The organism is Ruegeria sp. N4, assembly GCF_056531425.1.
The window spans coordinates 202,240-216,275 of sequence record NZ_JBQFLT010000001.1; the positions used below are offsets into that span (position 1 = coordinate 202,240).

Genomic DNA, 14,036 nt, shown 5'->3' on the forward strand with positions numbered 1-14,036 from the left:
GCCCCTGTTGGTAGGCTGGCGTGAATGTCGTCTGGCTTCACGCTTAGCTGTTTTTATGGTCGCCGCATTCAGGACGAAAAGGCCGCGCCAGCGCGGCGCGGCCTTGGGTTTTTCGGCTTAGGACAGAATGCCGAATTTGTAGATTTGCGGCAGGTCAGCGATGTGTTTCTCAACCCCCACCATATTCTCGCGGTGGTGGCGCATCGCCGTGCGCCAGTAGGGTTGGATCACAACGCCTTCTTCGATCATAATCGCCTGCAGCTTGCCCATCACTTCGCGACGGCGGTCTACATCGGCAATCGAGTTGGCCTCGGCCAGCAGCGCGTCAAACTCCTCGTTCGCGAAACCGGATTCGTTCCACGGCACGCCTGACTTATAGGCCAGCGCCAGGATCTGAGTTCCCAGCGGACGATGGTTCCAGTTGGTCGACGAATAGGCGTATTTGGTCCAGTCGTTCCAGAAGGTCGAGCCAGGCAACACGGTGTGCTTCGCCTTGATCCCGGCGTCATTCAGCTGAGCAACAACAGCTGCGGTTGTGTTCCGGCGCCAGTCATCGTCGATGGACTGAACTTCGTGCTCGAAGTCGCCCATTCCAGCTTCGTCCATTAGGGCCTTCGCAGCGGCTGGATCATAAGGGATCCGGGTGACCGACGAGTCATACTCGGGGTGCATTGGGCCAACATGGCTGTTTTCAGCCGCGATGCCGTAGCCGGACATACCAAGCTCCAGACACACTTCGTTGTCCACGGCCATCGCCAGCGCCTGACGCACGCGTTTGTCGCCGTAGATTTTGTTGCCGTCGGCGTCTTCGGCCAGCTGGTTCGGGCGAATGACAATGGTGAAGCCCGACGGGATTTCTGAGCGCACAAGGCCGATGCCGTCGAAGATATCTACGAATTCGCCAACCGACTCCCAGTTCATATCGATTTCTTCGGCCTCGTAAGCGGCCAGGAAAGCTGCCGGGTCAGTGCCGTAGTCGATGAACTCAATCCGGTCGATATAGCCGCCTTTGCCGGCTTCATAGCCCCACCAGTCGAAGCCTTCGTTGCGCACCAAAACGCCTTTGACACCCACTTCGTGGCTTTCGGGCAGCATAAAGCCTGTTCCGATCGGGTTGCCCAACATGTTGTCGGGGTCGTGGCTGCTGTGCACGATGGCGGCAGGGTAGTCGGCCATGCCCGGAATGATGGTGATGTCCGGCGCGTTGCACTTCAGCTTCACGGTGTGCGTGTCAACAACGGTGATTGCGCCGTCGGCTGCTTTCTGGGTGCTTTCGTCAACCAGCGACGCCATCCGCGACGCCATCGAGTTGCCTTCGACCGCCGAGTCGCACCAGCCGGTGATATTGCGGGCAACGTCTTCGGCTGTGAAATCGTCGCCGTTGTTCCACTTTACACCCTTGCGAACGTTCAGAGTGTATTCGGTGGCGTCGTCATTGGCCTCCCAGCTTTCCAGCAGCATGGGCTTGAACGAGCCGTCATTGTTATACTCGACCAGATATTCCAGCCAGCCTGCGGTGAAGGTGGCAATCTGTGTCCAGTCGAAGGTACGCGGATCTTTCAGCGCGCGCACTTCCATCTGATAGCGGATGGTGCCGCCACGCGGCGGTTCCTGTGCGGCCGCCGGTGTTTGCAAGCCGATCATGCCATAGGCCGTTGGCACTGCGACGCCCAGCGCCGTGGCGCGGGCAATGAACTCGCGTCGGCTGAGTTTACCGTCGCGGCATTCCTGGGCGTGCATCTCTGCTGCCCAATGAACCGATGCTCCGGTTGGTGTTCGATCTGACATTTACTCTATCTCCCTGAGTAACAGTTTTTTTGATTTGATGAACCAGCTTACCCGGCGCTTTTCGCGCCGACGGGTAAATCTACGGGATTTGTTTTTTGGATTCTCTGCATCCCCATGGGCGTATTCGGCACCAGAATTTGGAACGCGTCAATGTTCGAAATCGTCATTCGAGGCACAAAAACGACATTGGCCGGTCTTGTGTTCGGGATGTTTTCGGTAACAGGTTGCACCGGTCTGTCACGAAATTCGCAGTATTTCCGCCTGTTTTTAGGGGATTGCGCATCGATTCCTTGCGTAACATGGACAAGGATTAAGTTTTCTTCAGGGAAGGGGCCCGCGTCGTTATCTTACCATCTTGTTACTTGGAGAAATCCACATTTGCCCAGCGTTTCATGCGCGCGCGAAACCACGTGCGCTGACGTTTTGCGAATTGGCGCGTCGAAATCGTGGCTCGTTCACGTGCCTCGTCCAGTGTCATTTCTCCGTCCAGATAAGACATCAGCTCGGGCACGCCGATGGCCTTGAAGGCGGGCAGCGACGGATCATATCGGTCGCGCATGGCTGCAACCTCGTCCAAGGCACCTGTCCTCACCATCTGATCAAATCGGCGTGAGATCCGATCCAGCAGCCACGTTTTGTCCACATCAAAGACGATCGGAACGCAGTCCTCCAGCTTCAATGCAGGTGGTGGCGTTTCCGATTGCCAGGATTGAAGGCTGCGACCCGTTGCGGCCTGAACCTCCCACGCGCGTTGGACGCGGGCGCGGTTGTTTATGTCCAATCGGTTAAGCGTTTGACTGTCCACGCCATCGATCAGATCCGGCAGGGACATCTGATCCGCGATCTGCCGAACCTCAGCAGGGGTGGCCGGGATCTCGGCCATCCCTTCGGTCAAGGCGGTGAAATACAACCCTGTGCCGCCGACGATGATCGGGCGTTCCCCAGCGGTCAGCAGGGGCACAACTTCGCGCAGCCAGTGGCCGGTGGAATAGCTCTGATCATAGGCGACATGGCCATACAGCTTGTGCGGTGCACGCGCCTCGTCCTGCGGCGATGGTCTGGCCGAGATCACCTGCCAGCAATCATAAACCTGACTGGCATCGGCGTTAACGATGACCCCACCAAAGGTTTCGGCGATCTGCAAAGCCAGGTCCGATTTGCCGGATGCGGTCGGGCCTGCGATTAGCACGGGCTTGCCATCCTCGATAGGCGGCAACCGGTCCCAAATTCGTGTTGCGGGTCGGTCCGCCATCAGGGTCGCTTTCTTCCTAAGCATCCGCATTGAACCTGCGGAACTTTTGCTTCATTTTGCGCCGCAAATAAACCCGTGCCAGCCCGGAGCGCAATATGAGCCTGACCCCATCACCCGAAACAACGAAACCCAAGTATAACCGCGTCATGCTGAAAATCTCAGGCGAGGCGCTGATGGGGGATCAGGGATTCGGTCTGCACCCGCCAACCGTGCAGCGTATCGCGCAAGAGGTGAAATCGGTTCATGATCTGGGGGTCGAGATTTGCATGGTGATCGGCGGGGGCAACATCTTTCGCGGCCTCAGCGGATCGGCGCAGGGGATGGAACGGACCACCGCCGACTATATGGGAATGCTGGCCACCGTGATGAACGCGCTGGGGATGCAGTCGGCACTGGAAGAGATTGGGGTGTTCACCCGCGTGATCTCGGCCATTCGCATGGATGAAGTGTGCGAACCCTATATCCGCCGCCGTGCGGTGCGACATCTGGAGAAAAAGCGGGTCTGCATCTTTGCCGCCGGAACCGGCAACCCGTATTTCACAACCGATACCGCCGCCACCCTGCGCGCCAACGAAATGGCCTGTCAGGCGATCTTCATGGGCAAGAACGGTGTCGACGGCGTGTATGACAAGGACCCGAAAGAGCACGCCGATGCGGTGCGCTACGACACCGTCTCTTATGATGATGTTCTGGCCAAGCGGCTGCGGGTCATGGACGCCTCGGCCATTGCGCTGGCGCGGGACAACAACCTGCCGCTGATTGTGTTCGGCCTTGATGAGCCCGGTGGCTTCCGCGGCATTCTGGCGGGTGAGGGAACCTATACCAAGGTTCAGGGCTGACGCGGCGCTTTTGAAAGCAATTGGGGAAGGGGACCGGCCATGACGTCTTTGGATATCGATTTCGTTCGGGCTCAGTTCCCGGCCTTTTCCGAGCCCAGCCTGAAAGGGCAGGCTTTTTTCGAAAATGCGGGCGGGTCTTATACGTGCAAGCCGGTGATTGACCGGCTGACGCGGTTCTACACCCAGCGCAAGGTGCAGCCTTATGCGCCGTTTGAGGCCAGCCAGCTTGCAGGGGCTGAAATGGACGAAGCCCGCGCGCGGCTGGCGGCCATTTTGGGTGTCGATACCGATGAGCTGAGCTTTGGACCCTCGACCACCCAAAACACTTACGTTCTGTCGCAGGCGGTGCGGCAGTGGATGAATCCGGGTGAAGCCATCGTCGTAACCAACCAGGATCATGAGGCAAATTCCGGTCCGTGGCGACGCCTGGCAGATGCGGGGATCGAAATCCGGGAATGGCAGATCGACCCCCAGACAGGCGCACTGAACCCGCAGGACCTTGAGAATCTGCTGGACGAGAAAACCCGCCTTGTCTGCTTTCCGCATTGCTCGAACGTGGTGGGCGAGATCAATCCGGTGACGGAAATCACCGCCATTGCTCATGCCGCCGGGGCGTTTGTCTGCGTTGACGGCGTGTCTTATGCGCCGCACGGGTTGCCGAATGTTGGGGATCTGGGGCCGGATATCTACCTGTTCTCGGCCTACAAGACCTATGGCCCGCATCAGGGCTGCATGGTCATTCGGCGAACGCTTGGGGAACTGCTGCCGAACCAGGCGCATTACTTCAACGGGGACGTTCTGTATAAGCGCTTTACCCCCGCTGGTCCCGACCACGCGCAGATCGCGGCAAGTGCGGGGATGGCGGATTACATCGAACTGCTGTGCCAGCACCACGGCGGACCAGACACAGGTGCGGCCGCGCAGGGGGCTTTTGTCCATGATCTGATGCGCGCCCATGAAGAGGCGTTGCTGCAACCGGTTCTGGATGCGGTCAAATCGCGCAATGCCGTGCGCCTGATCGGACCTTCTGATGCGGCGCGTCGTGCACCGACGGTCGCTTTGGCCTTGGGAAAACCGGCCGAGCCTGTGGCAGCCGAGTTGGCCAAATATGGCATCATGGCGGGTGGCAGTGATTTCTACGCGGTGCGACCGTTACAAGCCATGGGCGTTGATCCGGCGCAGGGCGTATTGCGGGTCAGCTTCACGCACTACACCTCGCAACAGGAAATTGATCAATTGTTGGAGGCGCTTGATCGCGTTTTGTGATCCACTCAAAGCCCTGTTTCGTATCACGAAGAAAACACCAGGGCGGTCATGTCATCTACTCAGTCCCCAATCATTATTTGGTTCCGACGAGATTTGCGCCTGTCGGACCATCCGGCCTTGTCTGCCGCCGCGCAAACCGGTCGGCCTGTCATTCCGGTGTTCATTCTTGATCCACTGACCGAGGCACTTGGCGCTGCACCCAGATGGCGTCTGGGTTTGGGGCTTGAAGCCTTCGCGCAATCGCTGGGTCAGGCTGGCAGCCAATTGATCCTACGACGCGGCGATGCGTTGGACCAGTTGCTGAAACTGGTGTCCGAGACCGGCGCGACCGAGGTCTACTGGTCTCGGGCATATGATCCAGAGTCGATTGCGCGGGATACCAAAGTCAAAGCGGCCCTGATCGACGATGGCGTTCAAGCCAGGTCCTTTGCAGGCCATCTGCTGTTCGAACCCTGGACCGTTGCCACGAAAACCGGGCAGCCGTTCCGTGTGTTCACTCCGATGTGGCGCGCAGTGCAGGGGCGCGAGGTGCCCGAGCCGTTTCCCAAAGTAACCAACCTGAACGCGCCCACCCGTTGGCCTGTGTCAGAGACGCTGGGTGAGTGGGTTATGGGAAAATCGATGAACCGGGGCGCTCGGGTCGTTCGCCCGCATGTTCGACCCGGTGAAAACGCGGCCTATGACCAACTGAACGCCTTTTTGGAGCGCGTTTCGCGCTATTCCGAAGACCGGGACCGACTGGATGTCGATGGCACCTCGAACCTCTCGGAATTCCTGTCGCTGGGCGAGATCGGCCCTCGGGCGGCGTGGCACCGGGTGCAACAGGCCGCGTTGATGGGAACGACCGGGACCGACGGATTCTTACGGCAGTTGGTCTGGCGCGAGTTCGCCTATCACCTGATGTACCACACGCCGCACCTGCTGACCGGCAACTGGCGGCCCGAATGGGATGCCTTCCCATGGAATACCGACCCGGACCACCCCGAGGTGTTGGCCTGGAAACAGGCCAGAACCGGCATATCTGTAGTCGATGCGGGCCTGCGCGAGATGTATGTGACCGGCCGGATGCACAATCGTGCCCGGATGATTGTCGCAAGCTATCTGACCAAGCACGTGATGACCCATTGGAAAGTCGGGATGAATTGGTTTGAGGACTGCCTGATCGACTGGGACCCGGCCTCGAACGCGATGGGCTGGCAATGGGTGGCGGGATCAGGTCCGGATGCGGCCCCGTTTTTCCGCATCTTCAACCCGCACACGCAGCAGGAAAAGTTCGACCCCGACAACCGATACCTGCAGCGTTGGATCGCGGAAGGGCGCGCAAACCCAAGCGCTACCGCCTTGGCCTATTTCGACGCGATCCCGAGGTCCTGGGGAATGAACCCGTCCACGCCATACCCGCCACCGGCCGTGGATTTGGCTGACGGGCGCAAGCGCGCTCTGTCTGCGTATGAAAGCCGAAAAACCCAGTAAGGAACTGAAAACTTGCCAGAAACAAAAAGCCGTCCTAGCCTGAACCAAACACCGCAGAGGGGAGAGCGGATGATCCTGACGTCGACCGAGGGGCAGACAGACCTGCCCAGATATTTCGCGCAAGTCTTCAAGATGCTGGGCAAGATGGAGTCCGGGCGGCTGGATATCACTTTGCCGGATGGTCGCGTGTTTCGATCAGAGGGCCCCAAACCCGGCCCGATTGCAGCGGTCGAAATCCACGACCCGGATGTTTTTGCACGTCTTATCCGGGAAGGAGAGCTTGGGTTCTCGGACGCCTATCTGGAAGGACATTGGAGCACGCCCGACCTGCGATCCTTTATGGATCTTGTCCATCTCGGTTCGGAAACGGTTTATGACGGGTTCACCGGCAAGTTCCTGGTGCAGGCCTACGAGCGTCTGCGCTTCTGGCTGCATCGCAACAACCGGAAACAGGCCAAGAAGAACATCTCGTACCATTACGATCTGGGCAATGACTTCTATGGCCTGTGGCTTGACGACACGATGACCTATTCCAGCGCCCTGTTCGAGACCGGACAGGAGAGCCTGGAAAAGGCGCAGACGGCCAAATATGCCAGCCTCATTGACGAAATGGGCGTCAAACCCGGGGATCATGTGCTTGAGATCGGATGCGGCTGGGGCGGCTTTGCCGAATATGCCGCGAAAGAGCGTGGCTTGCGCGTCACCGGCCTGACCATCAGTCAGGAACAGTTGAACTTTGCGCGACAACGTATGGAAAAAGCTGGACTTTCCGATATGGTCGAGCTGAAGCTTCAGGATTATCGGGACGAGCGCGGATTGTATGACGGCATCGCCTCGATCGAGATGTTCGAGGCTGTGGGGCAAAAGTACTGGCCTGTCTATTTCGAGACAGTGCGCGAACGTCTGAAGCCCGGCGCTCAGGCCACGTTGCAGATCATCACCGTGGGCGATCACCGCTGGGATTTTTACAAGAACGGCGTTGATTTCATTCAGAAATACATCTTTCCGGGCGGCATGTTGCCATCGCCCACGATCCTGCGCCAACAGATCGATCTGGCGGGGCTTGATCTGGTGCGCTCGAAAGAGTTTGGCAAAAGCTACGACCTGACGCTGCGCCGCTGGTATGACACGTTCAACGCCAAATGGGATCAGATCGCTGACATGGGGTTTGATGAGCGTTTCCGCCGCATGTGGAATTATTATTTGACCGCATGTGGCGCGGCCTTTGACACGGGCAATTGCGATGTGACACAGATCACCATAGCAAAGCCCAGTTAAGGAACGGAATTGGTAAATGCCCACAGCCGCGCGATTAGTTGCCGCCCTTTGTCTTGCGGTGGTGGCCTTTCTGGTCTCCAGCATGATTATCAACAACGGGGAAGAGGGTAAGGATTACGGCTATTTCACCGTGGTGAACCTTGTAATCGCTGTCGCATGTGGCTGGAAAATCATGGGCAAACGGGCAGGGCGCGGCTGGACTGCCGGGATCAACAACGGGCTGACCGGCGTGGCCTCGCTGGTGTTCTGGGCGCTGTTTGTGCAGGGCTGTTATGAGATGTTTCGCCTTGCCATGCGCAACCGCTATGATGGCCCGTTCGAGGCGCTCAAGGCGATCTTCGTGATCGGGGTCGACTATGGGCGGTTGCTGCTGGTTCCTGAAATCCTGATCACTCTGGCCGTCGGGTCCGTGCTGGCCGGACTGGCCACGGAAATCGCCAGCCGACGCTGGCGCTGATACCCTCAACCTGACAGGAAAGCTGTTCACCCGTGTCTGATTTGTTCTTTTACGGCACCCTGCGCTACGTTCCACTGCTGGAGCGTGTGCTGGGCCGGTCCGCCGGGGATGTGTCGCTGACCCCTGCCACTCTGCCGGATCATGCCGTTCATGAGGTGGTAGGAGAGGACTTTCCAATGATCCAGCCAATGCCGGGGGCTGAGGCCGACGGCCTTTTGGCCCGCGACCTGACCAAGCAAGATCTGGCACGACTGGCCTATTACGAAGGCGGGTTCGACTATGATTTGCAGCCCTTGGCCGTAGCCTTACCCGATGGCAGCACGACGATCGCTCAGGTGTTTTTCCCGGCCCCCGGTGCCTGGGTGCCTGCGGGTCTTTGGTCGCTGGAGCGGTGGGCCGAGAAACTGGGCGAGGTCACCGCGCTGGCCGCCGAAGAAGAGATGGCCTATTTCGGCAAGGTTGATGCCAAAAAGATGACCCGCAGCATCCCGGCAATACAAACCCGCGCCCAGGCCAAGTTGTTTGCTCGGCAGCGCCGCTCGGGTGATCCGCGCGATACGGCAACGGATGTTGTCGTCCACAGCCATACACGCGCCTATGTCGATTATTTCGGCATGGAGGAAATCCAGCTACAGCACCGCTTGCACGACGGTTCGATGGGTCCTGTTCTGAACCGCAACAGCCTGATGCAGGGCAGCGCGGTTGTGGTTCTGCCCTATGATCCGGTGCAGGATACCGTGATGCTGGTCGAGCAGTTCCGCCCCCCGATCTTCCTGATCGAAGACCCCGAACCCTGGATGTGGGAGCCGGTGGCGGGCATGATCGACGCTGGTGAAACACCGGAACAGGCGGCCCATCGCGAGGCGTTGGAGGAGGCTCAGGTCACGCTCGATGCGCTAGAATTTGCGGGTGGGGCCTATTCCTCAAGCGGGTCTTCGACCGAGTATGTCTATCTGTATGTCGGTCTTGGAGCTTTGACCGAAACGACCGACGCAGGCGGATTGGACAGCGAAGGCGAGGATATTCGCACCCGAATTCTGCCGTATTCGGAATTCATCGGGCTTGTGGACAGCCACGCCTTCAAGGATTTGCCCTTGCTGTCGCTGGCCCATTGGCTGGCCCGTCACCGGGACCGTTTGCGCCAGTGACTATCGCGCTTGTGGTTGCGGCGGCTCGGCTGTAAATCTTCCCTGATACCAAACGACAAGAGGGCGCCATGCGCATTGCACGAGACCTTGCCGACGCAGTCGGGAAAACACCGCTGATCCGGCTGAAGCGCATCAGTGAAGAGACCGGATGCGAAATCCTCGGCAAGGCCGAGTTCATGAACCCGGGACAGTCGGTCAAGGACCGCGCGGCGCTTTACATCATCCGCGATGCGGTCGCGCGGGGTCAGTTGAAACCCGGTGGCACCATTGTCGAAGGCACGGCGGGCAATACCGGGATCGGCTTGGCGCTGGTTGGTGCCTCAATGGGCTTCAAGACGGTGATCGTGATTCCGGAAACCCAGTCGGAAGAAAAGAAAGACATGCTGCGCCTTGCCGGCGCGCAACTGGTTCAGGTTCCGGCGGCGCCGTATCGCAACCCAAACAACTTTGTGCATTACTCGCGCCGTCTGGCCGAGGAACTGGCGCAAACCGAACCCAATGGCGCGATCTGGGCCAACCAGTTCGACAATATCGCCAACCGTCAGGCCCATGTGGAAACCACCGGCCCCGAGATTTGGGAACAGACCGATGGAAAGGTGGACGGTTTTGTCTGTGCCGTAGGTTCAGGCGGAACGCTGGCCGGTGTGGCCGACGCTTTGCAGCCCAAAGGTGTGAAGATCGGCCTGGTCGATCCGATGGGGGCAGGGCTTTACTCCTACTACACCACCGGTGAGATCGCGATGGAGGGCAGCTCGATCGCCGAAGGCATCGGACAGGTGCGCATCACCAAGAACCTGGAAGGCTTCAAGCCGGACTTTTCGTACCAGATGACCGACAATGAGGCGCTGCCCCTGATCTTCGATCTGCTGCGCGAGGAAGGTCTGGTCATGGGCGGTTCGACCGCGATCAACATGGCGGGCGCGGTGCGTCTGGCCAAGGATCTGGGCCCCGGCCATACCATCGTGACCATCCTGTGCGACTATGGCACGCGCTATCAGTCCAAGCTGTTCAACCCGGAATTCCTGCGCGAAAAAGAGCTGCCGGTACCGGATTGGATGACCGAAGCGCCCCGCAGCATTCCGGGCGTGTTCGAGGACGTATGATGCTGCAACAGGTCCGCCTGTGTCTTGTTCTGGTTGCCCTATGTCTGTTCGGGTTTGTTGGCGCGGCCACCGCGCAACTGACCGACCGGCAGAGCGAATATTATCAGGGCTGGATCAAGACGGCGGACCGGGCCGAAACGGTGATCGAGGCCAACAGGGCCTCGAATGCTGCGTTAGAAAATCTACGTTCTGAAATAAACAATTACCGCGAGGACTTTAATCAGGCGCGCGGGGCAAACACTGACCGCATTCAGACATTGGAAGGCCAGATCAAAGCGCTGGGTCCAAAGCCGGAAGGTGATGCCGAAGAACCAGAACAACTGGCGATGTTGCGCGCGCATCTGGACGAACAACTCAACAGCCTGCGCGTCCCCCGGATCATCTCGGAAGAGGCCTATAGCAGGGCCAACGGGTTGATCAGCGAGATTGACCGGATCATCCGGGACCGCCAGAAAAAAGAGCTGTTGCAGCGTGGCCCGTCCCCGATCAACCCGATCTATTGGCGGCCGGCCTGGGCGGATGTGACCGAAGCCACCCGCAGCCTGTTCAACGAGACCGCCAAGAACCTGCGTACAGATTCCGTCCGCGAACAAATCCGCGAGCGCGGCCTGGGCATTTTTCTGTTGATGGTTGCCTCGGCGGTTCTGTTGATCTTTGGGCGTTATTGGTCGGAAAGAGGCGGGGACTACCTGCGTAAACTGGGCGGTGGGGGCACCGGTGTCTGGACCTTTGTCGTCTCGCTGTTCCGCATTGCTCTGCCCTGGTTGGGTGTCTGGGCCGCCGTTCAGGCGATCACGCTGACCGGGGTGCTGGGCTTGCGCGGCACGTTTCTGTTGCAAAGCGTTCCGTATTGGGCAGCGATCATTTTCTTCTACGATTGGATCGGTCGGCAGATCTATCTGATCGGAGAGGCGCAGAATTTCCGCCGCCTGTCGGCAAATAAAATCAAGGAATTGCGGGTCTATCTGGATCTGCTGGCCATCATGCTGATTTTGCACGAACTGGCCATTCTGTTCGATCAGATCGAAAATATCTCGGACGCGACGCGGGCTGTTGTCAGCTTCCCGGTTGTCGTCATGACCGCGCTGCTTCTGCTGCGGGTGCGCCATATCCGGACCAATGACGTCCAACAGGACGAAGTTGACCCAAACGCTTCAACACGGGGCGCAAGCCTGAGTCAACTGATCGAGCTGCTGCGTCGTGTGCTGTTCCTGCTTGGCATCGCGACGCCAGTTCTGGCGATGTTCGGCTATACGAACGCAGCCGAGGCCATCGTTTTTCCGGCGGTCAAAACGCTGATCCTGATTGCGGCGCTGGTGATCGCACAGCGCTTCCTGACAACGGTTTACGGTTGGATAACCGGGCAGGGCGACGCCGCGCGCGACTCATTATTTTCGGTGCTGCTGGGGTTTGCGCTTGCGATCCTGTCGGTGCCTGTTCTGGCCATCTACTGGGGCGCGCGCGAGACTGATCTGATCGAAGTCTGGACGCGCATTCTGCTGGGTTTCGACATCGGTGGGGTCACAATTTCACCCAGCAATTTCCTGACCTTTGTGGCTGTATTCGCCATCGGCTATACGGTGACGCGGCTGGTTCAAAGCGGGTTGCGCAACTCTTTGTTGCCCAAAACAAAAATTGATCCCGGCGGCCAGAACGCGATTGTGGCCGGGTCCGGCTATGTCGGGATCACCATCGCTGCGCTGATCGCGATCATGGTGGCCGGGTTCGATCTGTCCTCGCTTGCGATTGTGGCCGGGGCGCTGTCTGTCGGGATCGGATTTGGTCTGCAAACCATCGTGTCGAATTTCGTCTCGGGCATTATCCTGCTGGTCGAGCGTCCGATTTCGAAGGGGGATTGGATCGATGTGAACGGGATGATGGGCTACGTGCGCGATATCTCGGTCCGGTCCACGACGATTGAGACCTTCGACCGAACAGATGTGATCGTTCCGAACTCGGACCTGATCAGCGGCGTGGTTACGAACTATACGCGGGGCAATACCATCGGGCGGGTGATCGTGCCGGTGGGCGTGGCCTATGGCACTGACACGCAACAAGTCGAAACAATTCTGGGTGAGATCGCAAACGCCCATCCGATGGTTCTGGCGAACCCTGCGCCCAGCGTGGTGTTCCAGGGCTTTGGCGCGGATTCGCTAGATTTCGAAATCCGGGCCATCCTGCGCGACGTGAACTGGGTGCTGTCGGTGAAATCCGACATGAACCACGAAATCAACCGCCGCTTTGCCGAGGCCGGGATCGAGATCCCGTTTGCGCAGCGTGATCTGTGGCTGCGCAACCCCGAAGTTCTGCACCCGGCGCCCCAAGGCCCGTCCGAGCCGCCTGAGAAAGAACCCGAGGTCGCGAAAAAGGCGACGTCTGCCCCGATCCAAATGACCGAGGCGGATCTGGACCCTGACGCCGGGGATGAGCTTTGATCCGTCCATAGACGGCATCGGATTTCGACGTCACGGATTTGTTTGAAACCGTTCACTTTCCCTGAATTCGGCCCTTGCAAATCCACCGGCATTGGTCCAAATATCGCCGTCACGGAGAGGTGGCCGAGTGGTCGAAGGCGCACGCCTGGAAAGTGTGTAGGCGGGAAACCGTCTCCAGGGTTCGAATCCCTGTCTCTCCGCCACTTTTATCCGATTTGCTGTCCAATTGCCAAGCTGTGAACGCCGGTGCGCCAACTGCCTGCATTGTAACGAATTGATGACGGGATTATATTTGCCTCAAGCGGAAAACTCTGCATATCGGCAGACAGGACAAAAAACAAAATGATTGAGCTGGACGGTAATGCGCCGCTGCGCAAAAGCCAGAATTACGAGATATTCCAACATCCTGAACTGGAAAACGCCTTGCTGAAGGTTCGGGTTGATGAGCCAAAGCGCAACCATCTCATTCCGCGCTATGCCGAATGGCGGTACGGAAATCTGCGACAATGGGCGCGTGAGGCGAATGAATACCTGGCGGCCCTGAATCGTGGGTGTCCCGAGATTGAGCGTCTGGCCCGGTTCATGGGCTATGCGCCGACCTCTCGGGGACCGGCCCTTGTGGTTGAAAAAATGACCGGGCCGGACGGAGATCTCGCGCCCTCGCTGCACGCTGAAATGGTGGCGGCAAAGGATAAACCCGAGGTTCAGCAAAAGCTGAAGGCCGAACTACTGGAGCTTTTGGACGATCTGGAGCGCGGTCGTATCATCGTGGGCGACCTGTGGGCCGCAAACATCGTCCGCGCGCAGGAACGCGGCGGTCGGCTTGTTGTGATCGATGGGCTGGGTGAGCGGGTTCTTTTCCCGTTGACCGTGTTCAGCGATTGGGCCTTTCGGCAATCAATCGCCCGGCGGCGCGCGCGAATGGCGCGCTGACGCGTGTCGGAAAGGGGTGCGCATTTGTGATTCCGGGCCTTGGCGGTTCGGCCTGATTTGCTCT

11 protein-coding genes and 1 tRNA gene are annotated in these 14,036 nt (G+C 58.9%); 10 read left to right on the top strand and 2 right to left on the bottom strand.

Annotated features, from left to right (window positions below; all coding sequences use genetic code 11):
- Positions 1 to 117 precede the first annotated feature (117 nt).
- Together ACR0LW_RS00960 and miaA are read right to left on the bottom strand one after the other, a co-directional pair.
- Positions 118 to 1,788: an ABC transporter substrate-binding protein gene (locus ACR0LW_RS00960; RefSeq protein ID WP_480881275.1), complete on the bottom strand. Its 1,671-nt coding sequence runs from the start codon at positions 1,786 to 1,788 to the stop codon at positions 118 to 120.
- 358 nt (positions 1,789 to 2,146) lie between these two features.
- Positions 2,147 to 3,040: a tRNA (adenosine(37)-N6)-dimethylallyltransferase MiaA gene (gene miaA, locus ACR0LW_RS00965; protein ID WP_480881277.1), complete on the bottom strand. Its 894-nt coding sequence runs from the start codon at positions 3,038 to 3,040 to the stop codon at positions 2,147 to 2,149.
- 101 nt (positions 3,041 to 3,141) lie between these two features.
- Between miaA and pyrH the strand changes: the two genes are divergently transcribed.
- The 10 genes from pyrH (at position 3,142) to ACR0LW_RS01015 (ending at position 13,972) form a co-directional block, all read left to right on the top strand.
- Positions 3,142 to 3,879, top strand: coding sequence for a UMP kinase (gene pyrH, locus ACR0LW_RS00970; RefSeq protein ID WP_480582223.1), 738 nt, complete (start codon positions 3,142 to 3,144; stop codon positions 3,877 to 3,879).
- 39 nt (positions 3,880 to 3,918) lie between these two features.
- Entirely contained in the window at positions 3,919 to 5,145 is a 1,227-nt protein-coding gene (locus ACR0LW_RS00975; protein WP_480581447.1) for an aminotransferase class V-fold PLP-dependent enzyme, read from the top strand.
- A gap of 93 nt (positions 5,146 to 5,238) precedes the next feature.
- Complete coding sequence (locus tag ACR0LW_RS00980; protein ID WP_480881280.1) at positions 5,239 to 6,618, top strand: cryptochrome/photolyase family protein; 1,380 nt, start codon at positions 5,239 to 5,241, stop codon at positions 6,616 to 6,618.
- Positions 6,619 to 6,687: 69 nt separating this feature from the next.
- On the top strand, positions 6,688 to 7,896 hold the full coding sequence (locus ACR0LW_RS00985) for an SAM-dependent methyltransferase (RefSeq protein ID WP_170734621.1): 1,209 nt from the start codon (positions 6,688 to 6,690) through the stop codon (positions 7,894 to 7,896).
- Between the two features lie 16 nt (positions 7,897 to 7,912).
- Positions 7,913 to 8,353 carry a TrgA family protein gene (locus tag ACR0LW_RS00990; RefSeq protein WP_170518201.1) on the top strand — a complete coding sequence of 147 codons (441 nt, stop codon included), beginning with the start codon at positions 7,913 to 7,915 and terminating at the stop codon, positions 8,351 to 8,353.
- 32 nt (positions 8,354 to 8,385) lie between these two features.
- Entirely contained in the window at positions 8,386 to 9,501 is a 1,116-nt protein-coding gene (locus ACR0LW_RS00995; protein ID WP_170451174.1) for an NUDIX domain-containing protein, read from the top strand.
- 68 nt (positions 9,502 to 9,569) lie between these two features.
- A complete protein-coding gene (locus tag ACR0LW_RS01000; RefSeq protein WP_170621710.1) occupies positions 9,570 to 10,604 on the top strand; it encodes a cysteine synthase A in 1,035 nt (344 codons plus the stop codon).
- Complete coding sequence (locus tag ACR0LW_RS01005) at positions 10,604 to 13,039, top strand: DUF3772 domain-containing protein (protein ID WP_480881283.1); 2,436 nt, start codon at positions 10,604 to 10,606, stop codon at positions 13,037 to 13,039. The genes ACR0LW_RS01000 and ACR0LW_RS01005 overlap by 1 nt, the downstream gene beginning before the upstream one ends.
- Before the next feature lie 113 nt (positions 13,040 to 13,152).
- Positions 13,153 to 13,242 (top strand) — tRNA-Ser (locus tag ACR0LW_RS01010).
- Positions 13,243 to 13,381: 139 nt separating this feature from the next.
- Positions 13,382 to 13,972, top strand: coding sequence for a YrbL family protein (locus tag ACR0LW_RS01015; RefSeq protein WP_480581438.1), 591 nt, complete (start codon positions 13,382 to 13,384; stop codon positions 13,970 to 13,972).
- The last annotated feature ends 64 nt before the right edge of the window (positions 13,973 to 14,036 follow it).